25 protein-coding genes and 1 tRNA gene are annotated in these 23,676 nt (G+C 33.1%); 16 read left to right on the top strand and 10 right to left on the bottom strand.

What is annotated here, in order from left to right; genetic code table 11:
- Nucleotides 1-45: 45 nt before the first annotated feature.
- Nucleotides 46-186, bottom strand: coding sequence for a hypothetical protein (locus tag Q4Q55_RS01580; protein WP_298499799.1), 141 nt, complete (start codon nt 184-186; stop codon nt 46-48).
- A gap of 223 nt (nt 187-409) precedes the next feature.
- Between Q4Q55_RS01580 and Q4Q55_RS01575 the strand changes: the two genes are divergently transcribed.
- Complete coding sequence (locus Q4Q55_RS01575) at nt 410-1,474, top strand: ArsA family ATPase (protein ID WP_303371062.1); 1,065 nt, start codon at nt 410-412, stop codon at nt 1,472-1,474.
- 32 nt (nt 1,475-1,506) lie between these two features.
- On the opposite strand, the gene Q4Q55_RS01570 is transcribed toward Q4Q55_RS01575, so the two are convergent.
- From Q4Q55_RS01570 to Q4Q55_RS01555, 4 genes are all read right to left on the bottom strand, one after another.
- On the bottom strand, nt 1,507-1,845 hold the full coding sequence (locus Q4Q55_RS01570) for a hypothetical protein (protein WP_303371061.1): 339 nt from the start codon (nt 1,843-1,845) through the stop codon (nt 1,507-1,509).
- Between the two features lie 230 nt (nt 1,846-2,075).
- Nucleotides 2,076-4,967, bottom strand: coding sequence for a hypothetical protein (locus Q4Q55_RS01565; protein WP_303371060.1), 2,892 nt, complete (start codon nt 4,965-4,967; stop codon nt 2,076-2,078).
- A gap of 126 nt (nt 4,968-5,093) precedes the next feature.
- A complete protein-coding gene (locus Q4Q55_RS01560; protein ID WP_303371059.1) occupies nt 5,094-5,732 on the bottom strand; it encodes a cobalt-precorrin-7 (C(5))-methyltransferase in 639 nt (212 codons plus the stop codon).
- A gap of 1 nt (nt 5,733) precedes the next feature.
- Nucleotides 5,734-6,117, bottom strand: coding sequence for a helix-turn-helix domain-containing protein (locus Q4Q55_RS01555; RefSeq protein ID WP_303371058.1), 384 nt, complete (start codon nt 6,115-6,117; stop codon nt 5,734-5,736).
- Between the two features lie 131 nt (nt 6,118-6,248).
- Between Q4Q55_RS01555 and Q4Q55_RS01550 the strand changes: the two genes are divergently transcribed.
- Together Q4Q55_RS01550 and Q4Q55_RS01545 are read left to right on the top strand one after the other, a co-directional pair.
- Nucleotides 6,249-7,034, top strand: a complete 786-nt coding sequence (locus Q4Q55_RS01550) for a protein-ADP-ribose hydrolase (protein WP_303371057.1) — start codon at nt 6,249-6,251, stop codon at nt 7,032-7,034.
- Nucleotides 7,034-7,885: a hypothetical protein gene (locus Q4Q55_RS01545; RefSeq protein WP_303371056.1), complete on the top strand. Its 852-nt coding sequence runs from the start codon at nt 7,034-7,036 to the stop codon at nt 7,883-7,885. The genes Q4Q55_RS01550 and Q4Q55_RS01545 overlap by 1 nt, the downstream gene beginning before the upstream one ends.
- Here the strand turns inward: Q4Q55_RS01545 and Q4Q55_RS01540 are convergent.
- Together Q4Q55_RS01540 and Q4Q55_RS01535 are read right to left on the bottom strand one after the other, a co-directional pair.
- Nucleotides 7,882-10,008, bottom strand: a complete 2,127-nt coding sequence (locus Q4Q55_RS01540) for a phage holin family protein (protein WP_303371055.1) — start codon at nt 10,006-10,008, stop codon at nt 7,882-7,884. The genes Q4Q55_RS01545 and Q4Q55_RS01540 overlap by 4 nt on opposite strands.
- Nucleotides 10,005-10,874 carry a metallophosphoesterase gene (locus tag Q4Q55_RS01535; RefSeq protein ID WP_303371054.1) on the bottom strand — a complete coding sequence of 290 codons (870 nt, stop codon included), beginning with the start codon at nt 10,872-10,874 and terminating at the stop codon, nt 10,005-10,007. Before Q4Q55_RS01535 ends, Q4Q55_RS01540 begins: the two co-directional genes overlap by 4 nt.
- A 79-nt stretch (nt 10,875-10,953) precedes the next feature.
- Between Q4Q55_RS01535 and Q4Q55_RS01530 the strand changes: the two genes are divergently transcribed.
- From Q4Q55_RS01530 to Q4Q55_RS01520, 3 genes are all read left to right on the top strand, one after another.
- Entirely contained in the window at nt 10,954-12,144 is a 1,191-nt protein-coding gene (locus Q4Q55_RS01530) for a redox-regulated ATPase YchF (protein WP_303371053.1), read from the top strand.
- Nucleotides 12,145-12,255: 111 nt separating this feature from the next.
- The gene (locus Q4Q55_RS01525; RefSeq protein WP_303371052.1) at nt 12,256-12,570 is read left to right on the top strand and encodes a TIGR04076 family protein; all 315 of its coding nucleotides are present in this window, start codon (nt 12,256-12,258) and stop codon (nt 12,568-12,570) included.
- 19 nt (nt 12,571-12,589) lie between these two features.
- The gene (locus Q4Q55_RS01520; RefSeq protein ID WP_303371051.1) at nt 12,590-13,600 is read left to right on the top strand and encodes an SLC13 family permease; all 1,011 of its coding nucleotides are present in this window, start codon (nt 12,590-12,592) and stop codon (nt 13,598-13,600) included.
- On the opposite strand, the gene Q4Q55_RS01515 is transcribed toward Q4Q55_RS01520, so the two are convergent.
- The 3 genes from Q4Q55_RS01515 to Q4Q55_RS01505 all read right to left on the bottom strand — a co-directional run bounded on the left by Q4Q55_RS01515 (nt 13,587) and on the right by Q4Q55_RS01505 (nt 15,382).
- Entirely contained in the window at nt 13,587-14,600 is a 1,014-nt protein-coding gene (locus Q4Q55_RS01515; RefSeq protein WP_303371050.1) for a hypothetical protein, read from the bottom strand. The genes Q4Q55_RS01520 and Q4Q55_RS01515 overlap by 14 nt on opposite strands.
- A gap of 23 nt (nt 14,601-14,623) precedes the next feature.
- Complete coding sequence (locus Q4Q55_RS01510) at nt 14,624-14,899, bottom strand: 2TM domain-containing protein (protein WP_303371049.1); 276 nt, start codon at nt 14,897-14,899, stop codon at nt 14,624-14,626.
- Nucleotides 14,900-14,983: 84 nt separating this feature from the next.
- A complete protein-coding gene (locus tag Q4Q55_RS01505) occupies nt 14,984-15,382 on the bottom strand; it encodes a C-GCAxxG-C-C family protein (protein WP_303371048.1) in 399 nt (132 codons plus the stop codon).
- An 88-nt stretch (nt 15,383-15,470) separates the two neighbouring features.
- Here Q4Q55_RS01505 and cfbD point away from each other — a divergent pair, with 88 nt between their 5' ends.
- The 10 genes from cfbD (at nt 15,471) to Q4Q55_RS01455 (ending at nt 23,653) form a co-directional block, all read left to right on the top strand.
- The gene (cfbD, locus tag Q4Q55_RS01500; RefSeq protein WP_303371096.1) at nt 15,471-16,544 is read left to right on the top strand and encodes a Ni-sirohydrochlorin a,c-diamide reductive cyclase catalytic subunit; all 1,074 of its coding nucleotides are present in this window, start codon (nt 15,471-15,473) and stop codon (nt 16,542-16,544) included.
- Nucleotides 16,541-17,137 (top strand): imidazole glycerol phosphate synthase subunit HisH, encoded by a 597-nt coding sequence (gene hisH / locus Q4Q55_RS01495; protein WP_303371047.1) that lies wholly within the window; start codon nt 16,541-16,543, stop codon nt 17,135-17,137. Before cfbD ends, hisH begins: the two co-directional genes overlap by 4 nt.
- A gap of 2 nt (nt 17,138-17,139) precedes the next feature.
- A complete protein-coding gene (locus Q4Q55_RS01490; protein ID WP_303371046.1) occupies nt 17,140-18,504 on the top strand; it encodes an AIR synthase-related protein in 1,365 nt (454 codons plus the stop codon).
- Nucleotides 18,505-18,601: 97 nt separating this feature from the next.
- Entirely contained in the window at nt 18,602-19,039 is a 438-nt protein-coding gene (locus Q4Q55_RS01485; protein ID WP_303371045.1) for a hypothetical protein, read from the top strand.
- A 50-nt stretch (nt 19,040-19,089) separates the two neighbouring features.
- Nucleotides 19,090-19,163 (top strand) — tRNA-Arg (locus tag Q4Q55_RS01480).
- 20 nt (nt 19,164-19,183) lie between these two features.
- Nucleotides 19,184-20,446, top strand: coding sequence for a tRNA pseudouridine(13) synthase TruD (truD, locus tag Q4Q55_RS01475; protein ID WP_303371044.1), 1,263 nt, complete (start codon nt 19,184-19,186; stop codon nt 20,444-20,446).
- An 8-nt stretch (nt 20,447-20,454) separates the two neighbouring features.
- Nucleotides 20,455-21,237: a zinc-ribbon domain-containing protein gene (locus Q4Q55_RS01470; RefSeq protein WP_303371043.1), complete on the top strand. Its 783-nt coding sequence runs from the start codon at nt 20,455-20,457 to the stop codon at nt 21,235-21,237.
- Between the two features lie 14 nt (nt 21,238-21,251).
- Nucleotides 21,252-21,641 (top strand): DUF126 domain-containing protein, encoded by a 390-nt coding sequence (locus tag Q4Q55_RS01465; protein WP_303371042.1) that lies wholly within the window; start codon nt 21,252-21,254, stop codon nt 21,639-21,641.
- 9 nt (nt 21,642-21,650) lie between these two features.
- Nucleotides 21,651-22,865, top strand: coding sequence for an amidohydrolase family protein (locus Q4Q55_RS01460; protein WP_303371041.1), 1,215 nt, complete (start codon nt 21,651-21,653; stop codon nt 22,863-22,865).
- Nucleotides 22,862-23,653, top strand: a complete 792-nt coding sequence (locus tag Q4Q55_RS01455) for a nitroreductase family protein (protein ID WP_303371040.1) — start codon at nt 22,862-22,864, stop codon at nt 23,651-23,653. The genes Q4Q55_RS01460 and Q4Q55_RS01455 overlap by 4 nt, the downstream gene beginning before the upstream one ends.
- The last annotated feature ends 23 nt before the right edge of the window (nt 23,654-23,676 follow it).

Here is a 23,676-nt window from a genome sequence, read left to right as displayed (position 1 = left end):
CGAGATCCGGAGCAAACGTTCTATTTATATTTGGATTTACGAGTTTTAGAATGACACTTTTCTAGCTGCATCATACCTCTTTTTAAATTCTTTATCCTTTTTTGTAAGAGGTTCAACCATTCTATTTAAAAAATCAGATGCTTCTTTACCGTATAATGTAGGAGTATCTCCAATTGGTTTTGCCATGTTTATCACCTCTTTAAACTTATACATTTTCTATGTTTCTTATTATTTAAATAATTGTTGTTTCAAGGAATATGATGCAAAAATTCTATAAAAATATCTAATATTTAATAACTAAATTTATATACTATAAAACATTAAATATCATTTAGTAACAAAATGTAAGTTTAATAAAATCTTACTAATTCATGATTTTGCTTGGCAAAAGTGCATGAATGGTAAGTATATGGAATTTAAACCTACACTAAAAGTAAGTTTATTTAAGGAGGTAATTTATTTGGCATTTAAAGATTATTTTAGATTTAATAAAGATAAAACAACATTCATTTTTGTAGGTGGAAAAGGAGGTGTTGGTAAAACTTCAGTTTCATCTGCTACAGCATTATGGTTAGCTGAACAAGGTAAAAAAACTTTAATCGTATCAACTGACCCTGCACATTCACTAGCGGATTCATTGGAAGTGCCAATAGGAAGCTATCCTCGAGAAATAAAAACTAATTTGTTCGCTGTTGAAATCGACCCTGATGAAGCGATGGCTCAAAAACAAGCAGCACTTGAGGCTCAAAAAGTATCAAATCCTTCTGATGATGGAGGATTACTCGGGATGGACTTTTTATCCGACCAATTGGATATGGCTTCATCTTCTCCCGGTGCTGATGAGGCGGCTGCATTTGAAATGTTCATGGCGGTGATGAATTCGGATGAATACGATGTTGTAGTATTCGATACTGCTCCAACTGGCCACACTTTAAGATTACTGTCATTCCCTGAAGTAATGGATTCCTGGGTAGGTAAATTAATGATGGCTAAAGCAAAACTTGGAACCGCAACCAATGCACTTAAGAAAATAATGCCGTTTATGGATGCTGTTGATGACCCTCAAACTTCTGAAGATTTAAAAAGAACCAAAGAGGAAATCGACAAAGCAAAAGAAGTTTTATCCGACCCAGATAGAACCACATTTAAAATGGTTGTAATTCCGGAGGAAATGTCAATTTATGAATCAGAAAGGGCGCTTGAAGCATTGGGCAAATATGACATTACTGTTGACAGTGTTATTGTTAACCAGGTGATGCCTGATATCTGTGACTGTGATTTCTGCCATTCAAGACACAAATTACAGCAAAAACGTTTAGCTTTAATTGATCAAAAATTCCCAGATCAGCATATTGCTGAAGTTCCTCTCTTTAAGGATGAAGTCAAAGGTCAGGAAAAGTTATTGAAATTGGCTCATATCTTGTATGATGATGAGGACAATGATGAAGTAGTTCAAGAAGCTATCCAATTATAAAAAATAAGTTAAAATAAAAATTATTTTAACTTTTATTGTTTTTTTTCAAAAAACCATCCCATAATCATTATTATAATAAATACTGTGATTATTAAGTAGTTATCAGCTAATGGGGAACAGTTCGCAAAATCAACAAGAACTGAATTTGCAAGGCATGCTGTAAACAGGATTATTCCAATAACATATAATGTCAGGGATAATCTTTGGTTTTCAAATCTTTTTTTATATCTGGTCAAGAAGGCTATTAACATGACTATTAATGCTAATCCTAGTAAAAATAGGAAAATAGGATAATGTTCCGGTTGGAAACTTAAGTAAATTAGCAGGATTATAATTAATATTGTAAAGAATATCGTTTCGCTTTTTTTCATATTATCACCAAATAAAAAAAATAAAATAAGTTAAAATAAAATTATTTTAACTTAGTCTTTTAGTTTGATTATGCTGGTAATTCCGAGAATAATCAACATCAACGATGTAATCGAATAATTCAAATATCCTTTTGTTATTAACAAGATAATCTCGTAAATTAAACATACGATGAATATAACATCTAATATTTGACTTATTAATGGTTGATTTTTGTAATATTCGATAATTTTCATTTTACAATCCCTTTCCAGCTATCATCCCAATATTTTGTAGGTAAACTAAATGGAGTGCAATATTCCTCACTAAAATATTGGTAAGTTTCATCTTTAGTTAACTGTTTAGTGTTGCCATTACTAATATATTTTGCACTATTCCTGTCTAAAGTTAAATCACTATTGATTTTTACTTCAATGTAGTCGTAACCTCCTTTTTTATTGGGTATATTGTATATCTTTTTGCTTTGAAGATATCCTGGTCTTGTAAATGTGTATTTATCCATAACGCTATGCCAATCTTTTTCATCAACCATCTTATCCCTATATGTTGTTCCGGCACTTTGAACCAATGCCATTGTTGAGAACAATCCTAAACATGTTGCTGATGCTCCGCTCAATGCCCTTTTCAGTATTTCTTTACCTGCTAAGTATGCCATATAACTCAGAGGTTGTGAATAATTCAATAATTGGGATATTGCATTGGAGTTTGGATTCATTGTATTTTTAATTCCGGCGATAATGTCTTGGGGCATTATGCCAACGCCGCAACAGTCTTTTGTTGTTGATATGCTTGATCCTTTGTAAACGCTATTGTCATGATGAACAATTACATTTGCAATTCCGCTGGTTGAATTGATTATTATTGCGGATTTTGTTTCATCCTCCGAGAAAACATATATCATCTCTCCAAGCTGAGTTATGCTAAATTTGTTTTTTGAAATTGCATCAAACACGTTTTCCAAAGAATTGGATATGTTGTCCATGAATCTTTTGGAAACTTCAGATAGACAATAATCCTCTATGTTGGGTAAATTTAAAGAGTTAACAAATCTAAATGCAATGACATTTCGTTCATTTCCACTAATGTCCATGCCCATGTCAGCATTTAAAATGTTTAGGTAAGTGTCTTCAAGATTTATTCCGCCTAAGATTGTTAAGGTATGGTCTCGTTTCCAGACTACATTAAATTCATTTGAATATTTGTCGGCAAATTCGTCTGCAAGCCATGCAACTTCAAGTGATGCTAAGTGCATTCCATAAACATTCATTTTTCCGAATTTGGTCAGGTAACTGTTACTTAAACTGATCCATTTTTTTAAAGTATCTGAAGTTATCTTTTCATTAATTATGGTATATGTTTGCAATACTTCAAATCCCATTGTTTTGCGGTATTTTTCTCCTAAACCATAACTGATTGTTTCTATTTTTTCTGTTTCCTCTTTTCCGTCAATAAGAAATCTTGTTTGTATATCCTCTTTAGAGATGTATCCGACAATATTCTTTCCGAAGTATGAAAAAGTAACTGGTTTTTTGGTATTTGCAAATTTTATTAATGCTGTATTGTGATTAGTAACTTCATCATAACTTTTGGAATTGAACTCATTGATTGATTTGGAATAATATTTGGATAAACTGTAACGTAGTCCGTATTCATCAAAACTTTGTGTTTGGATGTTTATTTTTGCCATTATTTCATCATTCTGTAAGTAAGTTATTGTTTCACTGTTGGAAGGTCCTTTATCAGCATATACCCCGAATAATTCTATATTTCCACTAGTTTTAGATTGATAATCGATTTGAGTATATCCGTTAATTTTTGTGATGATTATTCCGTTTCCTTTTAAGTTATTCTTATTCACATCACTTCTGATTCCACTTCCGTCAAATGGAATAAAATAGCTTTTATAATCTATTATTTGTGATTCAATACCGCTGATTTTTGAGGTTGTAAATGTGTAGTTTTTATTTCCAACCTGTACTGTAAAAACTTCATTTTTTGGCATTTTTATTATTCCATTAAAACCGGTTTTTATTGAATATTTAGAGTTTTTAAATACATAGGGGATGGTTACATTAACATAATCAGGAATCAGGCTTGAATGCATTAAACTTGATTTTTTTATTACTTTATTGACCGTTATTTTATTTGTTGATTTGAGGTCAAGGTATTCAGTGGTTATTGTATATGTTCCAACTTTCAAATTCAAATATAAAGTTGCAATTCCATTGGAATTTGTTTTTTTGGTGTAGGTCTTTCCATCAACATTTATTGTTATTTTTTTATTAGGTGAAGCTTTTCCAAAACTATTAAGTATTTTTACATTAAATTTAGCAGTATCGCTTTCATTGCATATCAAATTCTTTGTTTCGATTAGTGATTTAATGAATACTGTATTTCTGATTGTTTCTGTAGTTTTAGGGTTTATTGAAGAAATATTGTATTTTCCAGGTTTTAGATTAACATATAATTTCCCGACACCTTTACTATTTGTTTTTATTGAATAAGTCTTGGAGTTCAATTTAAATTTCACATCTATGTTTTTCAATAGTCTTCCTTTTTGGTCGTAAAATGTGGCATAATATGCCGCATTATTCTTATAATATTTTGTAAAATCGCTGCATTTTATTGTACTTTTGATTGTTACAGTGCTCTTTGTAGTTTGTTTTAGATATTTGCTGGTTTCATCGAATGTTGTTAAAACGTTATAGGTTCCACTTTTTAAATTCAGATTAATTGATGCGGTTCCTTTTTTGTCAGTTACTTTATTGTAAGTTGCTCCATTGATAGAAATTTTAACTTTAGCGTTAGGTATTGCTTTTTTGTTCTTATCTTTTAGAGTAACTTTAAATATTGTTCCATCTTTATAATGCATTTTCACATTAGGTGCAGTCAGATATACTGTCTCTTTGGTTTGTTTGGAGTTTGTATTTTGGTTTGCACATAATTTTTTATCTGCATAAAAACTGTCTTCTTTACTTTCAACACTCACTTTACATAAATCCTGGTCAGGATCTGGTTGTTGAATATTAGTTGATGTTTCATTTTCAATATTGGCCGCTGAAACTGCCGAAATTAAAAAAACAAATAAGAAAATGAAACATATGGTGTTTATTTTCCGATTCATAGTTATCAACCCGTTAATTTTTTTATCCAAATTAACAATTAAACTATGATTATCGGACTATATAATCTTTAATTTTAGATTTAAATAGAAAATATTTATTAAAATGAATTTTTAAGCTAAATTATATTAGTATATGACCATAATGCACATATACGTAAATTCGCTATTTGCAATATTTTTCAATGTTGACTCGACAATTTTTTCATCCGGATAACTTAATCGTTCACAGACTATGACTTTCCTGTCTTCTTCAACACCATTGTCAAGTAAAAATTGGGCCATATCTTTCACTTTTCTTGATGGGAGTGCAATTGTTGTTTTTCCGTTGTTGATTACTGGTAAGATGTCTTCTATGTTTTCTCGCCCATGGAAAGTCATCACATTGGCATTGTCCCACTGTATGTGGCATTTTGCAGCAGCAAGCTGGAGGGAACTGATTCCGGGGATTACTTCAATATTTTCTTTATCAAATCCTTTTTCATCAGATATTCTCAAAACAGTATTCAAAACGCCTGAAAAACCAGGATCTCCTGTTGACAATATTGAAACTGTATTTCCTTCACAAGCTAATTGAACACCTTCCTTGAGCTTATCCAATAGCTCTTTAACATTAAATGCAATTTTATTGTTGACATCATCAAACAATTCAATCGCTCTTGTGCTTCCAACAGTGTAATCACTTGATTTGACAGTGTCAATTGCTTTTTTAGTTAAATATTCACTTGCACCAGGTCCAATTCCAATAATAAATATTTTTCCAGCCATTTCAATCATCAATTTTTAAAGTTTTTCTGAATGTATTTTTCAACTCTTCACGGGTTTCATCCGAATAGCTATTGTCATTTTCATCATGCAATGTAAACATGGCAAGTTCAAAAACAATTCTGTTCATTGATTTGCCGTATTCGGTTAGGTAATATTCAGTTGTTATGGGAGTAGTATTTAAAACCTTTTTTTGAATTAATCTGTTTTCTTCTAACTCTTTTAGACAATTTGATAATACTTTATTGCTTAATTTTGGTTTATCTTCTTTAAATTCTTTAAAATGTTTTTTACCAAAAAACATGTCTCGGATAATCTGAATGCTCCATTTTTTATTAATTAGATTCAGGGTTTTATCAACAGGACAAACAATCTTTTCTGTGTTCATAATAGTTAATTTGTTAAAATGTTATTTATCTTTTTATGGTTACTTCAGGGTAACATGGTTGCTTTTTAGTTACAAAAATCATTTAAATACTCAAGTTATATTATTATTAACAAAAATCATGGAGGGATAAAATGAATGCTGATGAACAATTGGATTTTTTAATTGGGTACTTGATAGATGAACGAGACGAGATAATTGAAATTCCAAATGATGTTCAATCAAAAAAGAATTTACTTAGATCATTGATGAATATTAGATTGCCTTCTTCCGTATCTGGTGAGTTTTTAAAAGTTCAGGATGATTATCTGACTAGTGAAATCTTAAATAAAACTTTAACTTCTCCAATTGATATTAAAGAAGTTAAAGGTAAAATTGCACTTTGGAAAGGTGATATAACCACATTAAAAGTAGATGGGATTGTCAATGCCGCAAATTCTAAACTGCTTGGCTGTTTTGTTCCTATGCATAATTGCATAGACAATGTGATTCACTCAGCTGCGGGCATTCAGCTAAGGGAAGAATGTAATTCCATTATGCAAAGCCAGGATGAAGATGAAGAAGTCGGGAAAGCAAAAATCACGGGCGCCTATAATTTGCCTTCTAAACATGTTATCCATACAGTAGGTCCGGCTATTCCTCAGGGTTTGAAACCTTCCAAAAAGGAATGCGAAGAATTGGCCAGTTGCTATACCTCTTGTCTGGAAATTGCTGAGACTAATAAACTTGAGTCTTTGGCATTTTGTTGCATTTCAACTGGTGTTTTTAATTTTCCACAGGAGTTAGCCGCAAAAATAGCTATAAAAACTGTTGAAGAATATTTAAGTTCAAATGAATGTAGCTTGAAACATGTGATTTTCAATGTTTTTACTGATGAGGATTACTTGATTTATAAAAAATTATTATGGGGTGATGATTGATGGATAGGTTTGTTCAAAGATTGGATGCTGCCATGAAAGCTATTAACGATGCGGATTATATTCTTATAGGTGCTGGAGCAGGATTTTCTGCTGCTGCAGGATTGGAATATTCGGGCAAACGCTTCGATGATAATTTTCAGGACTTCATTGAAAAATATGGTGTTAAAGACATGTATTCTGCAACATTTTATCCGTATGAAACCTCTGAGGAAAAATGGGCGCATTGGGCACGTCATGTTTATGTCAACAGATATTCTGTTGGTAAAACCGAATTATATGCTCAATTACTTGAATTGGTGAAGGATAAGGAGTATTTTGTATTGACAACAAATGTGGAGCATCAATTTTGGATAAATGATTTTGAGGATGAAAGAATTTTTGCTACCCAAGGAGATTACGGTTTGATGCAGTGTGAAAAAGCATGTCATGATAGGTTATATTCGAATAGGGATTTGGTATATGAGGCAATTGAAAAAACTGATGATTGTAAGATTCCAACGGAATTGGTTCCGGTATGCCCAGTTTGCGGAGGACATATGGAAATAAATGTAAGAAAGGATAATTTCTTTGTTGAGGATGAAAAATGGCATGAAATGAGCAAAAGATATCAGGAATTTTTAGAAGGTATTGATGAAGATAAAAACGTGGTATTTTTAGAGTTGGGAGTTGGTTTTAACACACCAGTAATTATAAGGTATCCCTTTGAGCAAATGACTTATGATAATCCGAATACAACATTAATTAGATTAAATAGGGATTATCCACAGGCAATACCTCAAAATAAAGATAAAACAATAAGTTTTGATGAGGATATTTCTGAAATATTAGCTTATTGGAATAGTAGAATTTAAATGTTTTTTAAATTCTCTATTTCTTTTTTTAAGAATTTATAGATGGATTCAGCACCTACCAAATCACCCGGATTTTTCCAATCTGAAGGATATATGATGAATGGTTTTGTTTGACTTCCTCCAAGTCCTCCATGACTTCCTATTAATTCTTCAAATGCGCAAACTTCATCGTTTTTAGAGTCATAAAAGCTATTGACCAGTATGTCAGGCATATTCTCAAATGTATTTTGTCTAATGAGGTGTTTTGAAGCATTTTTTCCAAATCCTTCAAGAGGATCTTCGCCAACAATTTGCCCCTTGTCGATGTAGTTTATTCCATTTTGCCCAATAACCATTGCACCATTATTGATGGAATTGACAAGTGTAAAGCCAATTCCTGAATGTTTGACAAGACCTGGAATCAAATCAGGAAACAACATTACAATTTCTTCATAATTTAATCGCTGTTTCCATTGGGTTAAATAAATTAGTCCTAAATTTCCAGATCCCAAAACAATCAATTCGGAATCTTTTGATTTTTTGGTATTGTGCTCCACACTTTCATGTCTTCTGATATACTCAAGACTGTTAGAATATTTTTTTCGCAAATTGAGATACTGTTCATTTTCAAATATTATTGGAGGTTTTCTATTTTCTATTTCTTCTTTATCATTTTGAACGGACTCCTTTTCATCAAATAAAATGTCACGTATATTTCCAACTTTTTCTTTAATGTTTTTTATTTGCTTATTTTCTGGAATAACTGCATCTCTAAAGTGGTCTATATTATATTCTTCTTTAAATACTTTCAAATCATCTGGAAGCAGTCTTCTAACATAATCATCTAAGGTAATACCATATCTCTGTTTGAATGTTGCACCTTTACTTTGTCCGTGGTCAGATAGAATAACGATTTCATAATCTCTTTCACTCATTTCTATGGCCGTTGATAATCTCTGAAATTGAACATCAATTTGTTTTAAAGCATTCCAGACGTCGTTATCCTCTACTCCTGAATGGTGAGCTATTTCATCATACCCCATAAATGTTGCATATGCAGTGTCGATGTCTCCGGTCAATATTTCTCCGGTTAAAATCTCGGTTGTAGCCTCTCTTAAAACTACATTCGCCCCTGCCCTTACAGCAGCATAGACTATGGTTCTTCTAAGACGGGGTTGGATATTTTTTAAGCAATGAATTAATTGGGATTTTAATTCCAAAAGGATGTCCCACAAAAACAGAATAAATATCCTTTGGAAGTTATAGGCATCTAAAAATACGGTATGGAGTGTTTTATTGTATAATCTGGTTAGACCTTCTAGTTTTGAAGATGTTAATGTGGAAATTTCGCTGTCTCCAGAAAACATATTTCCTATGCTTATCCCATCAACAAGTAATCCGTTTCCGTTACTTATTCTTTTCTCAATTTTCGGTGAATCACTTAATTTTCCAGAAACTATTATCTGGTTGTCATTTTCTTTTTCCACCCATCTGTATGCAACAATATTTTCATTATTTCCATGTAAAATTCCTGCTTGGCTTGCTCCAGTTTGAGAAGATAAATCTGTTTCCCATTCTTTTAGCGTATGTGTTTTTTTATCTAACCATTCTTTTAAATTCGGCATTAAATCATTATCAATAGCTTTTTTTAATGTATCAATTGATAAACCATCGATTTCAAGCATGATTACTCCAGGATATCTCTTTTTATATTCTAATTTTCTTTTTTGGGAATGTTTTAAGATATTTTTGATGTATCTGTCGAAGTAATTTGTGTTTGTGATGTTGGTTATGAATGTTGTAGCTATTGCCATTACAATGGGAACCTGAAATGCTCCATATGCTCCAACATAAACTCCTGGAATAAAATAAGAAGCGATATAAAATATTAAAGAGTTTATAAGAATTGCCCCAATTCCAAATGTAAATATGATAAATTTCATTAGAAATCTTTGAAAAATGGGCCACAATAATGAATTTGCAATAGCCACTGCAATTACAATAATTATGGCATTATACCACGCACCAACATTAAAGTCAGTGCTGATATAATCCACGCCATATATAACTATTAGATTGGATACTAGTAGTAATATGGAGGTTATTAATGTTTTTGAATATGAAATGAATTTATTTTTAATCATTCTATCATTATTTTTTGTCTGTTCTTAGTTTTTAGAGTAATTATTGTAATTTCCGGTTTGCAGTTAATTCTTATTCTAAATGAATTTGTTCCAAGACCTTTGCTTGTGTATTGAATCATATTTCCAACTTTATAAAGTCCAACAGGATATCTAGTTGAATTCGGCCCTCTAAATGGAGTAGTTTCAAATTTAGGAATGATAAATTGCCCTCCATGGGAATGTCCTGATATCTGCAAGTCAATTCTATTGGTTTTTGATGATTCTTTTGCAAAATCAGGTTCGTGTGCAAGCAATATTGTTGGAGCATTATCTTTTAATTTGCGAAGTACTTCATCTAAATTATCTGCACAAACGGTACAACTGTCAACACCAGCGATATTTAAGCAATCTTCATCCTTTATGATTGTTCTCACATCATTGCTTAAATCAATAACATCCGATTCTTTAAATATGTCTCTTATCATTTTAGCATTCATCCAATGGTCATGATTTCCCAAAACTCCAAATTTACCGTCACGGGCTTTTAATTTTTTAAAAAAATTTTTTAAAGCATCTTCATAACCATCAATAATATATGAAAAATAATCTCCGGTTAATGTGATTAAATCAATATTCAACGTGTTTACATAACCTATCAAGTCGTCCAAATATTGAGGATTAATCCATTGGCCTAAATGGATGTCAGTTAAATTTAAAATCCTATAATTGTGAAAATTCCAACCTAAATTGTCCAGTTCAATATCTATTTCAACTAAATCAACGCTTTTTTCACTGAACTTTTTATCGGGCAGGGAATATGTCATTGCATCTTGGATTCCTTCCCGAATTTTCATTGCAGGGGGTCGTTCAACATCTTCATCTTTCATAGATTATTATATGATTTATGAAACTATTTATATTTTAAAATGCAAATATTAAGTTGTTATTAATTTTAATGTGATTATTATGCTTCAAATTGCAGTTTGTGGAAAACCAAATGTCGGAAAATCCTCATTTTTCAATTCAGCAACCGCTTCTAGTGTGGAAATGGCAAATTACCCGTTCACAACAATTGATGCAAATAAAGCAGTTGCTCATGTAATTAAGGATTGTCCATGTAAAGAATTAGGTGTTACTTGCAACCCTCACAATTCAATCTGTGTTGATGGAAAAAGATTGCTTCCGATTGAATTAATAGATGTTGCAGGTTTGGTTCCTGGTGCTCATGATGGAAAAGGATTAGGTAACAAGTTTTTAGATGATTTAATGCAAGCCAAAGTTTTTATTAACGTTATTGATGCTTCAGGTTCTACAGATTTGGAAGGAAATCCAGTTGATTCAGGCAGTCATGATCCCTTGGAAGACCTTGAATTTCTAGAAAATGAAATTGTAATGTGGATGTACGGAATACTGTCAAAAAATTGGGTAAGACTTATTAGAAAAGTCGGTGCCGAGCATTTAGATATTTCAAAAGTATTATTTGATCAATTATCAGGTACCGGAATAGCTATTGAAGACATTATTGAAGCTAAAAGAACAATAGAACCAGATTATAACAAATGGGAAGAAGAGGATTTAATTGAACTTACCCGTAATATCCTGCACATTGCAAAGCCTATGATGATTATTGCAAATAAGGCGGACCTTCCGACTTCTAAGGAAAATATTGAAAGAATTAAAGAAAAATATCCAAATGTGATTCCAACTTCTGCAAATTCTGAAATAGCACTTGTTAAGGCTAACGAATCAGGTTTAATCAGTTATGTTTCAGGTGACGACCATTTTGAAATTTTAAAACCTGATGAATTGTCTGAACCTCAAAAGAAAGCATTACAATATATTCAAACTAATATTTTGGATGTTTATGGAAGCACAGGTGTTCAGGATGCCCTAAACTATGGTATTTTTGAGCTGTTGGATAACATTGTTGTATATCCTGTTCAGGATGAAAACAAATACACTGACCAGAAAGGAAATGTCCTTCCTGATGGATTTTTAGTGAAAAAGGGGTCCACTCCAAAAGAATTGGCCTATATTGTCCACACAGATATAGGGGACAAGTTCATGCATGCAGTTGATGCAAGATCAAAAATGCGCGTGGCCAGTGATTATGAACTGAAAGACGGAGACATTATCAGTATAGTTACAAGAGGTTGATTCCTCTACTTTTTTTATTATTTTGTTGTTAATGTCTGCGGTCTAAAGATTCAAGATGGAATTGATTTATATTATATAATATTTGAATCTAATATGTAGCTGGGTGATAACTTGAAAAAAGTTAAAATCACTGTTGTTAAAAAAGTTAGGCATGATGATTTGATTGAAAAATATGAAAATCCTCTGGAACATGAGTGTGATGTTGAAGAAGGAGATATTTTCATAGCTAATGGATGGGAAAAACCAGAAAATTTCTGTGATAGTGCATGGGAAAGCCTTTCACCTTTTATATTGGCTTTGGCTAATGGTGCTGAAGATTTCTATGGAGGATGGATGAAAAATAAAAAATCTGCAATGATATCATGCAATGATGGTTTTAGACCTGTTAGTTTTCTTTTGGAAACATTAGAGGAAAACGCTGATTGAACCGTTATTAACTGATATTATGAATAATATAATCGATAAAAGTTTTAATTTTTTTAAAAAAGAAATTATATTTTCCATATCTCTAATATTAGCTATTATTTCTTGTTTTTTTGTCAAGCCAAGTGTTAATTATTTTTATTATATTAATTGGCAAACAATTTCATTGTTATTTGTGATTATGGTCATTGTTGAAGTCTTAAAAAATTTGGCCATTTTTGAAAGACTGGTTCGTAAGTTATTAACTAAAATAAAAAATACTCGAGGGCTAGTTTTTGTTTTGGTCTTTACCTGTTTTTTCAGTTCAATATTCATCACGAATGATATTTCTTTAATAATATTTGTCCCATTTTCCATATTTGCATTAAAAAAGGTCGATAGGAGTGATTTAATAATATTGGCGATTTCGTTGCAAACCATTGCCGCTAATATCGGATGCATGGTTCTTCCAATCGGAGCTCCACATAATATTGTAATGTATACGGTGTCCAATATTTCTTTTGAGTCATTTTTCCTACTGCTTTTACCTTATATTGTAGTATCTATTTTATTTTTGTTAATATTATTATTTTTAATCCCTTCAGATGACATTGCTTTGCCAAAAATGTATAAAATAGAATTTACGAGTAAAAATTTCTTTAAACGTGTTTTTCTTGGTGTTGATTATTATTTGCTCTTGACATTCATAGCTCTTTTCATATTGGTGGGTAATTTGGAAAACATTTCATTTTTCAGTTTCTTATTTAAAAAGTGGATTATTGGCAATGAGGTTTTCTGTGGCGTTATTGCATCACAGGTCATTTCCAATGTCCCTGCTGCAATATTGCTCAGCGGTTTCAGTACTAATTATGAAGCAATCATTGTTGGAATTAATATTGGTGGTTTTGGAACTCTAATAGCATCCATGGCAAATCTTATTTCCTATAAAATTCTTGTTCGTGAATATAATGAATTTAAAATCAAATATTTGTTGGTATTCACAGCTTTAAATCTGGTCTTACTGATAATTTTGTTAGGTATTACTCAATGGTAAGGTCGGGATTGTTTTTATTCTGATATGAATACCAGGTACTATTTTCAATCAGTGATTCCCGAGCAAGAAAGATAATCAGCTCTTCTGTTTCTCCATTCAGCAAGATTTCATTTTCAGCTCTTTGATACAATATCGCCATTCTTCTGTGGTCTTCAATTGTGTTGGATAATGACATCTTTCCATAATAACTTCCACTGAATAAAGTTATTGCGGACATAGTTCCAATTACAATTTTTAAAATTGAACGAATCATGTCTGTTGGTGTTAATCCAACCATTATTCCCCATCCTTGTAAGCTTTTTAAAATCCCGCTTAGCAGCTCAGAATTTATTTCACCTGATGGAATGGTCAGCATATAAATTTCAAACCCTAATGCAATAAGATAAGTGCTGATTGTAATATATAGCACTATACGTGAAATTCGTTCGTCCCTTTCTTTTTTTGCTGTTAGTTTTACAAGTTTGCTTTGATGATACTTCAATTGGTCTCTAATCCAGCAGTTTATAATGGATTCCTTTTTATTTGTATCTCTTTTAGGCAATGCCAATAAGACTTCATCAATCCAGGGGATGCCGTTTTTAATAAACCATGGTAAAATATCGGGGACCTGCTTTTTAACGCCTGCTATTGATAAGAAATATTGAATACGAAGTGTTTCGGCAAGCACCCTATATTGCAAGTATTTTCTATGGCACTCATGTCTTTCAGCCAATTTATAAAGTTGATAAACGAGAATAATCACTACTATACATCCAAAAATAAGCCAATGCAATTCTGCTTCATCATAAAGCAGGAATAGCATTGTGATTATTGTTCCAAATGCAGACAATAACCAGAGATTACGTTCATGTGTTATGGCATTTTCTATACTTAGAACGTCGGCCGCACCATAAATTCTGTCAATTTCCTTTAGTGCCGGGTCTGTAATGTTATCTTCAATGTGGGTAAATGGAATTTCACAATTTTCCATATCCTTGTAAAAGTTTTCCTTTAGAGTCATTTAAACACGATATTTTTGCAGGATTATTTTTTCATTTTTTCCATTTCTTTTTCAATCATCTTGTCTCTGTAGTCACCATCAAGTTTTTCATTTAAGACAAATGTTTTCAGGAAGTGGAATATCAGTCCGATTCCCCAAAATCCGGTTATCCAATAAAACCACCAGTCGCCTTTAAAAAAGATAACATTCATAATAATGAAAATGACATTGACAATGATAAAACTGTATAAGTGGCGATAAAAGCCAATCTTTTCATCAGCCCTTCTTTCTGCTTTTTTATATAATTCATTTTCAGACACAATATCACACTACTAGATGTACATTTTTTTATAAAATTTGCTATTAATTTTATATTTTCAACTATTTAATTTAATAGTTGCTAATTATTCGTCCCATAAATCAGCTACTTTATTTGCAATAAATACGCAGCAGTCAACACATGGAGATTTATCTTCTCCGTTATTGGTTATTGTACCGCAACATACACTTCCATATTCCTCTTTAAATGTGTTGAATATTTCTTTAGCGTTTGCTTTAATTTTTGATGGGTCATCAATTACCAATCCGTTTGCTATTAATGCGCCAGTTACGGCACCGCAGGTTCCCTCATCAAATGTTCCTCCTATTCCACCTGCAAATCCGCATCCCAATTTCACCATTTCTGCTTGAGAAATTGGATATTCTGCAGTTTCACAAAGCCCCATCAATGTTGATTCTGAGCAGCTTTTGAATTTTCTGTATTCTCTGATTTTTTCTTCTAAAATTTCTTTGTCAAGTTTCATAATGCAATCTCCGGAATTTGTTAATTAATTATATTAATTACAAATTAAAAATACTTATTTGTTAAAAATTTTTTAGGTGATAAAAATTATACATCCAAGACCAAGTCCTATTGCCGCTACCCTTTACACATTAAGGGATATGAATGTTGATGTTATTGTTATGCACGGGCCTACAGGCTGCTGTTTTAGAACAGCCAGGCTTTTAGAAGGTGATGGTGTACGTGTGGTAACTACCGGAATGTCTGAAAATGATTTTATATTGGGTGCAGGTGAAAAATTAGTCGATACCCTGATTGAAGCATATGACATGTTTCATCCAAAACTGATGGGTATTGCAGGTACCTGTGCGAGCATGATTATTGGTGAAGACATGAAAGAAGCTATAGCAACTGCTGATTTACCGTGCACAGTTATACCGGTTGAATCTCATGGGGGGTCCGGTGAAGGGGACAATACAGTTGGTGCGATAATGGTTTTAGATGCTGCAGTTGAATGTGGGGTAATTCCTCGTGAAGAGGCTGACAGGCAAATTGAAATGTTAGAAAAGGCAACAGAAGTCGAAAAAACTCGTGGAATGGCTCAAGGTAAGTACATTAAACCTAATTTTGGTGATTCTAAAGAAAATGTTGCAAAAACTGTTGTTAAAGCTCTGAAAGATGATAAAAAAGTTGCTTTTGTATTGAATGTTAAAAAGGAAACATCATACTTATTTTCAGATATCATAAATTTTGACTACAAAGAGATTAATCCGGATAACAAACCTATTTTTGTGGCTAATCTCGATGAAAACATTGGTCTTCCAAGAATCAGACAGCATGCAGTTAATATTAAAAATCAGCTGGATTTAAAACCTGATTTTATCACAGGAGGTCTTGATGAATATCCTATAACGGCAAATAAGGCAGCAGAATATTTAAAAGATAAAGATGTGGACTTGATTATCGTGTTTGGTGTGCCTCATGCATTTCCAATTGAAGATTTTGATGCAGAATCCGTTGCAGTAACAGATGGGCCTCGTTTGGTAGAACCTCTTAAGGGGTTAGGTTACACTCATGTTGTTGCGGAGCTTGATGCTCATTCAAAGACATTGGGCACTGATGAAATAGTATTTTCTGATTTTGGAGGAATGATTCGATCATCAATCGGGTGGTTAAACGAATGATAACAATAATTGATTATAAAAGCGGAAACTTGAAAAGCATTTCAAATGGATTTAAAAAAATTGGTGCTGATTATCAGATAACTGATGATAAAGAACTCATGGCAGATAGTGATTATTTGGTTTTACCTGGTGTCGGAGCATTTGGAAGCGCAATGGAGAATTTAAAACCATTTGAAGATGTGATTCATGAGCATGTCGCAGATGACAAGCCATTTCTGGGAATCTGTCTTGGCCAGCAGGTTTTAATGAGTTCAAGTGAAGAAGCTCCTGGAGTTAAAGGTTTGGATTTATTCAAAGGGCATGCAGAATTATTGCGTGGTGATGTCAAAATTCCACATATGGGTTGGAATAAATTAAATGTATGCAATGACTCACCTATTCTGGAAGGTATTGATGGAGAGTACTTTTATTTCGTTCATTCTTATCATGTGGTTCCGGATGATGAAATCATTATTGCAGGAACCTGTGATTATGGAGGGGATGTTGTAGCATCTTTAAGTCAAAATAATTTGTTTTCAACTCAGTTTCACCCGGAAAAAAGTGGTGTTGCCGGACTTAAGATTTTAAAGAATTTCACTAATTTGGAGATATAAATATGGATATAGAAGGGTTTGTAAGAGCAAGAATAGATGATTATGATTATAATGATTTGGCAGATATTTTAGCGGTAAGAATCAGGGAATACAAGACAATTTCAGAAGGAAACTCCATTGAAATGGCAAAGGCTGTAATCGATGAAGTTTCAACCACCTTAAAATTGCAGGAAAGTAATGATGAATTCTTAAAGGAAATAGCCCGTGTCAATAAGGCTGATGTGTTGATGGGTGAGATGGGAGTAGGTTCTCGCGGTGCGGGAGACTTCTTTGTTCACAGAAAAATAGCTGAAATTGTTTCATCAACCAATACTGCTTCTTTGGTTAATCCTTCCGAACAGGACGATGGAGGAGTAGTGAAAGCTCCGGTTAAAAACGATGAGGTTTACATTACCACTGCCGTTGACGGAATCCATTCACGTTTAAGTGAATATCCGTTTTTGGGAGGTTTTCATGTAACTCGTGCAACACTGAGGGATGTATGTGTAATGGGAGCAGATCCTGTAGCTATTTTAAGTGATGTTCATTTGGCAGACGATGGAGATGTTGCCAAAATATTTGACTTTACAGCGGGTGTTGCTGCAGTTTCAGAACTGGTGGATGTTCCGATTGTTGCAGGAAGTACCTTACGTGTCGGAGGAGACATGGTTTTAGGTGACAGATTCGTTTCAGCTGTAGGAAGTGTTGGTGTATCAGCATATCCTCCAACTGCAAGAAAAGGTGCAACCGAAGGAGACATCATCCTTTTAACAGAAGGTTCCGGTGGAGGAACAATAACAACAACAGCACTTTATAATGGATTCTTTGATGTGGTATGGGATACAATGAATGTCAATTTTGTCCAAGCATCTCATGCACTCTTTGAAGCCGATTTGGTAAAAGACATTCATGCAATGACCGATGTTACAAACGGAGGTCTTAGAGGGGATGCACATGAAATATCCAATACAACCGGTGTTGGTTTGGAATTCTATGAAAAAGAAATCAGAGGCATGGTTGCTCCAAACGTATTGAATATGCTTGAAACATTAAACATTGATCCATTGGGTGTTTCAACAGATTCATTGATGTTGATTGCACCTCCAGAAATTGTAGGTGACATTAAAAAAGCTGTTGCTAAATATGATGTTGCAATTTCTGAAATTGGGGAAGTCAACAATTCCGGTGAACCGATATTGATGAAAGAGGATGGCTCTCAGGAAAAATTAGTGCCGTTATTTAGAGAAGCGGCATATACTAAGATTAAAAAATTGGTAGGCGAAACAACTCCCGAAGACTTTGAATTGATGAAAGAAAAAGTTCAAAAGGCTTCAGATGCTGCAATTGCCAAAAAAGAAAAAGTTATTAAACACATTCGTGAAAATTAATTTTTTCACGCTCATTTTTTTTAAAGTGCGACTGTATGCAAAATCACACTTCTGCACTTCACAATTTTTTATAAATCTTTACTTCCAATTCTTATTCATGTTAGATGAAAAGGGAAATATTTTTATCATTGAAGCAATTTTGGCTATTACTTTGCTTTTGTTTGTATTTTTAGTATTCAATTATACAATTTCTATTTCGAATTCAGATTATTCTGCTCAAATCAAGGAATCTAAAAATGCAGAAGATATTATGGAGATTTTAAGCGGAAAAATCAATTTCACGGACAGGACTTTCATTGGTGACATTTCTGTAATTCTTAATGATAATGAAAATTCAAAGGAATCAATCCATGAAGTTTCCAAGTTGTGTGATGAGAAGTTTTCGAGTTTAAAACTTAAAAATTACAGGTTTAGTGAAACAAATATTTTAAATGATGAGGTATTTTCATCATCAGGTGATTATTCAAGTGCAGATAATGTATCGGTAGCCATCAGAACCTATGCTGATTATTCATATACATTGTCGGTATGGTAATAATTAAATACTATAAAATTCTTATACTTATATGTTATCTTATTTTGTTGGCCCTGGTGGTGTAGTTTGGATAACACATGGGACTGCGGATCCCATTCCCCGGGTTCAAATCCCGGCCAGGGCATTATATTTTCCGTGATTATTATGTTGAATGCTAATACTTATGTTACTTGTGAAAAGGGTATTGGTGGAACTATCAGAAACCAATATGAAGATTTTTATGTAGAAGAAATTCCCGAAATTATTCCGGAAGGAGAAGGTCCAAACGTTTATATCTGGATTGAAAAATTGGGAAGGACCACGTTGGATGTTGTTTTGGACATTGCCCGTGATTTGCATATCTCAAGAAAGAGAATGGGCTTTGCCGGAATGAAAGATAAGAAGGCCATAACTCGCCAATGGATTTGCATTGCCAATATGGACTCAGAGGAGCAGCTCAACCAGGTTAAGGCATTGGACGGGAAAATCTATAAAACTGATTTTTTAAAAATTATTCGAGGTCGCAAAAAGCTTAGAATGGGCCAGCTTAAGGGAAACAAGTTTAAAATTTTAATTAAGGATTTGGATGATATTGAAGAAAGTGCAAGTATTTCCAATGATGTTTTAAAACAATTGGAAATCACTGGTGTTCCTAATTATTTTGGCTGGCAGAGATTTGGGAAGCCAAGAACAATCACACATTTGGTTGGAGAAGCTTTAGTTGAAAACGATTTGGAAAAAGCTGTTGGCAGATACATTGGAAATCCTGTTGAAGACGAAAGTGAAGAAAATAAAATGGCAAGACAAGCCTTTGATGAGGGCAATCTTGAGGAATCCTTAAATTTAATGGGTAAAGGGATGAGATACGAAAAAATGATGATTAAGGAGTTAATCAAGGATTCCAAAAAGGGAGAATTAAGTGATAAATCCTATATGAATGCATTACATGCTATTCCAAAACCTCTGCAGAGAATGTTTGTACATGCTTATCAATCTTATTTGTTCAATGAAGCCGTAAGCAATAGGGTTGAAATGGGAATAAACAAATATGTTGAGGGAGATATTATTATTGACTGTGAGGAACATATTGTTCGTGATAAAACCCCTGAAGAATTCCAAGAATTAATTGATAATTTCCAAGCTAGTCCAACATGTCCGCTATACGGCACTAAAGTTCCATTTGCAGGGGGAATTGTGGGAGAAATGGAAGAGAACATATTGACAAATTATAATTTGGTAAAAGAAGATTTTAAAGTTCCGAAAATGCCACGTTTGGGGAGTCATGGGCTTAGGAGATCCATGCGTTTTCAAGTTTGGGATGCTTCGGCCATTCCTACTGATGATGGTGTTTTATGTGAATTTTCTATTAATAAAGGTTCTTATGCTACGGCTGTTCTAAGAGAAATAATGAAAAAAGATGTTGTTTAGGTGATAAAATGGTAATATGTCCTGATTGTGGAAAAGAAGTAAAAGATGCAAAATTCTGTTCTAACTGTGGTTCTATTCTTCCAAAAGTAGATGATGTCAAGGAATCTGTTGGTGAAGTTGAAAATACTATAGATGCTAAATTTGCTGAAAAACCTGTTGAGGATGAGCCGGTTAATGAACCGGTTGAAGAGGTTGTTCCTGCTGAAACTGTTGAAGTTGAAGATGTTGATGTTGTTTCTGATGTGGTTGTTCCTGCTGAAACTGTTGAAGTTGAAGAGGATGGTGCTGATTCTGAGGAAATTGAAGTTGAAACAGCCGATAAAGAAGTTATTGAAGTTAATACAGTTAAAAAATCTAAGTTCTGTACTAATTGTGGTGCAGAGATTGTATCGGGTGCTCCATTTTGTCCACAATGTGGATTCAAATTAAATCAAGAAGAGCAAGCACCCCAAACAAAATTCTGTCAATCCTGCGGTAAAAAAATTAGCATTAATGCTGAAATTTGCCCACATTGCGGTGTCAGAGTTGCAGGTCTTGCTTCAAGTGGCGAAAAAAGTGTTTTATTGGCTGCAATATTAAGTTTCCTGTTCCCAGGTTTGGGCCACTTATATAACGGGCTAACCACAAAAGGAATTAGTTTTATAATTGCATATATTGTTTCATTTATTCTCATATTCATTCTCGTAGGACTTGTTTTGGTTATTATAGTTTGGCTTTGGGCTTTAGTTGATGCTATTAAAACCACAGAAGCTATTAACAGAGGAGAAGCAGTGGAAGATAAATTATTCTAGATTGGGGTGATTTAATGATTGATTGTAGAAATATTGCAAAGGGTAAAGCAAAAGGGGAATTAATTGTTTCATCAGAGCCAATTAGTTTTCTTGGTGGTGTAAATCCGGAAAATGGTGAAATTATTGATCCTAATCATGAATTGAAAGGTCAGATAATTAAAGATAAGGTCTTGTTCATTCCTGGTGGAAAAGGTTCGACAGTTGGTTCTTATGTTATTTTTCAAATGATGAAAAACAACACTGCTCCTAAAGCGATAATTTGCCTTAATGCTGAACCAATTATAGCTACTGGGGCTATAATGTCTGATATTCCTATGGTGGACTCACCGACTGAAACTAAGGACTTGACAAATGGGACTTTAGTCGAAGTTGATGGGGATAATGGAACTATAGAAATTTTATAGGCGATTCAAATGCAAACTCTAATACAAAATGTAAATGTCATCAACCCATTTGAGGAAATAAAAACCGGGCATAATGTTTTAATTGAAGATAATAAAATCAAAGAAATATCTTCAGGAAAAATTAATTCTAAAGAAAATGTTACAGTAATTGATGGTCAGGATAATTATTTGCTCAGCGGTTTTATTGATTGTCATAGCCATATTTTCGCAAAAGGATTTCACAAAGAGGAAAATATGGCAAATCCCCTGGGAATTCATTTCTACAATGCAGTTCCCCATGCACTTCAAACAATCGATGCCGGGGTCACTTCAATTAGGGATTGCGGATCAGCAGATTTAAGTTTCAAATTAGCCCAACAAAGAAAACTATTCACGGCTCCAAAAATCTATTTGTCAATCACTCCATTGGTTATGACCGGAGGACATTTTGATTTGCTGTTGCCTTCCGGATTTGACATGGAAATAATATATCCTGGGTTTCCAAAAGGAAGATGTGATGGTATAGAGGAAGTTCTAAAAAAGACCCGCGAAATAAAAAGGGCAGGTGCTGATTTTATTAAGGTAATGTGTAGTGGGGGAGTTTTAACAACAAACACCTCTCCTGAATTTTCACAATTCAACAAAAAAGAACTTAAGACAATTGTTAATGAAGCATGTGCAAATGATATGAAGGTTTCAGCGCACTGCCATAGTTTAAAAGGAATGAAAAATTGCATCGATGCGGGATTTTCATCAATTGAACATGGAACATTCATCGATAAAAAAACCGCTCAAAAAATGGTTAAAAAGAATGTAAGTTTAGTTCCAACACTTTTGGTCCATCAATTCTTATACAAAAATGGTTTTCCTGCATGGGATAGCTATGCAAAAGAAAAAACAGAAAAATTAAAAGAAATAGTTAAAGTTCATAAGGAAAACATTTCTCTAGCCTATGATGAAGGAGTCAATATATTAATGGGAACGGATAGTGGTGTTATTCCTCATGGACACAACTTGGAAGAACTAACTCATTTGGTGGATATTGGGATGTCAAATGATGAGGCAATAGCCAGCGGAACTATTAAAGCTGCACAATATTTGAATCAGGATAATTTGGGTTTGATTAAAGAAAATTATATTGCTGATTTGATTTTAGTTAATTCCAATCCTTTGGATGATGTTTCTGTTTTAAGTGATAATGATAATATCCTGAATGTTTTCCAAGATGGTGAAATTGTAAAATGAAACTGATTATAAATGAAGAATTATGCAAAGCTTGCAAACTCTGCCAACGCGTTTGTATTCGAGACAATATTGTTGTAGAGGATTTTGCCACTGAAACAGGAAATAACTGTTTTGAATGCGGGCACTGTATGGCTATCTGCAAAGAGAACGCAATCACTTTAAAGTCTTTTGAAGGTCACGAAGATAGGATTGTTGATTATGATCCTCGTGAAATTCCAATCAGTTATGATGATTTGCTTCAATTATTAAAGCAAAGAAGGTCTGTTCGTTGGTTTAAAAATAAAAAAATAGATGAAAAAACTTTTTTTAAATTATTTGAAGGCGCTTATTACTCTCCGTCAGCTCAAAATGAGCAGGATGTTGAATTCGTGGTTGTAGATGAAAAATTGGATGAATTCATGGAACTTGTTTATGAAATAATTAAAGTTGAAGAGGACGAATTTTTCAGAATTAAGGAATTTGGTGAATATTTAAATGATAACACTACTAAAAAGTACCATCCGTTGCTATGGGAAGGTAGACAATTGATATTGACCTTTTCAACAGATAAAACAAGTGCTGTTATAGCAAATACTCGTTTGGAATTGCTTGCTTATTCATTAGGCCTTGGTGGTTTCTATTCATTGTTTATTCTCAAGGCTGATGAAATCAATCATGAAAAATTAATGAACTTTTTCCCAGAAATAGATTCAAAAAAACATTTGTACTCTTCTTTTATTATCGGATATCCTAAACTTAAATTCATGAGAACAATCCCCCACAAAAAAATTAAAGTTACTTATAAATAAAACTTTTTTTATAGAAGTATCAA

Source organism: Methanobrevibacter sp., from assembly GCF_030539555.1.
In the GTDB taxonomy this organism is placed as follows: domain Archaea; phylum Methanobacteriota; class Methanobacteria; order Methanobacteriales; family Methanobacteriaceae; genus Methanocatella.
This window is presented reverse-complemented; position numbering and strand designations above follow the sequence as displayed.

Bases quoted from the DNA above. Each gene is read 5' to 3' on its own strand.
- Q4Q55_RS01580 (WP_298499799.1), bottom strand. From the start codon at position 186: ATGGCAAAACCAATTGGAGATACTCCTACATTATACGGTAAAGAAGCA.
- Q4Q55_RS01575 (WP_303371062.1), top strand. From the start codon at position 410: ATGGAATTTAAACCTACACTAAAAGTAAGTTTATTTAAGGAGGTAATT.
- Q4Q55_RS01570 (WP_303371061.1), bottom strand. From the start codon at position 1,845: ATGAAAAAAAGCGAAACGATATTCTTTACAATATTAATTATAATCCTG.
- Q4Q55_RS01565 (WP_303371060.1), bottom strand. From the start codon at position 4,967: ATGAATCGGAAAATAAACACCATATGTTTCATTTTCTTATTTGTTTTT.
- Q4Q55_RS01560 (WP_303371059.1), bottom strand. From the start codon at position 5,732: ATGGCTGGAAAAATATTTATTATTGGAATTGGACCTGGTGCAAGTGAA.
- Q4Q55_RS01555 (WP_303371058.1), bottom strand. From the start codon at position 6,117: ATGAACACAGAAAAGATTGTTTGTCCTGTTGATAAAACCCTGAATCTA.
- Q4Q55_RS01550 (WP_303371057.1), top strand. From the start codon at position 6,249: ATGAATGCTGATGAACAATTGGATTTTTTAATTGGGTACTTGATAGAT.
- Q4Q55_RS01545 (WP_303371056.1), top strand. From the start codon at position 7,034: ATGGATAGGTTTGTTCAAAGATTGGATGCTGCCATGAAAGCTATTAAC.
- Q4Q55_RS01540 (WP_303371055.1), bottom strand. From the start codon at position 10,008: ATGATTAAAAATAAATTCATTTCATATTCAAAAACATTAATAACCTCC.
- Q4Q55_RS01535 (WP_303371054.1), bottom strand. From the start codon at position 10,874: ATGAAAGATGAAGATGTTGAACGACCCCCTGCAATGAAAATTCGGGAA.
- Q4Q55_RS01530 (WP_303371053.1), top strand. From the start codon at position 10,954: ATGCTTCAAATTGCAGTTTGTGGAAAACCAAATGTCGGAAAATCCTCA.
- Q4Q55_RS01520 (WP_303371051.1), top strand. From the start codon at position 12,590: ATGAATAATATAATCGATAAAAGTTTTAATTTTTTTAAAAAAGAAATT.
- Q4Q55_RS01515 (WP_303371050.1), bottom strand. From the start codon at position 14,600: ATGACTCTAAAGGAAAACTTTTACAAGGATATGGAAAATTGTGAAATT.
- Q4Q55_RS01505 (WP_303371048.1), bottom strand. From the start codon at position 15,382: ATGAAACTTGACAAAGAAATTTTAGAAGAAAAAATCAGAGAATACAGA.
- hisH (WP_303371047.1), top strand. From the start codon at position 16,541: ATGATAACAATAATTGATTATAAAAGCGGAAACTTGAAAAGCATTTCA.
- Q4Q55_RS01490 (WP_303371046.1), top strand. From the start codon at position 17,140: ATGGATATAGAAGGGTTTGTAAGAGCAAGAATAGATGATTATGATTAT.
- Q4Q55_RS01485 (WP_303371045.1), top strand. From the start codon at position 18,602: ATGTTAGATGAAAAGGGAAATATTTTTATCATTGAAGCAATTTTGGCT.
- truD (WP_303371044.1), top strand. From the start codon at position 19,184: ATGTTGAATGCTAATACTTATGTTACTTGTGAAAAGGGTATTGGTGGA.
- Q4Q55_RS01470 (WP_303371043.1), top strand. From the start codon at position 20,455: ATGGTAATATGTCCTGATTGTGGAAAAGAAGTAAAAGATGCAAAATTC.
- Q4Q55_RS01465 (WP_303371042.1), top strand. From the start codon at position 21,252: ATGATTGATTGTAGAAATATTGCAAAGGGTAAAGCAAAAGGGGAATTA.
- Q4Q55_RS01460 (WP_303371041.1), top strand. From the start codon at position 21,651: ATGCAAACTCTAATACAAAATGTAAATGTCATCAACCCATTTGAGGAA.
- Q4Q55_RS01455 (WP_303371040.1), top strand. From the start codon at position 22,862: ATGAAACTGATTATAAATGAAGAATTATGCAAAGCTTGCAAACTCTGC.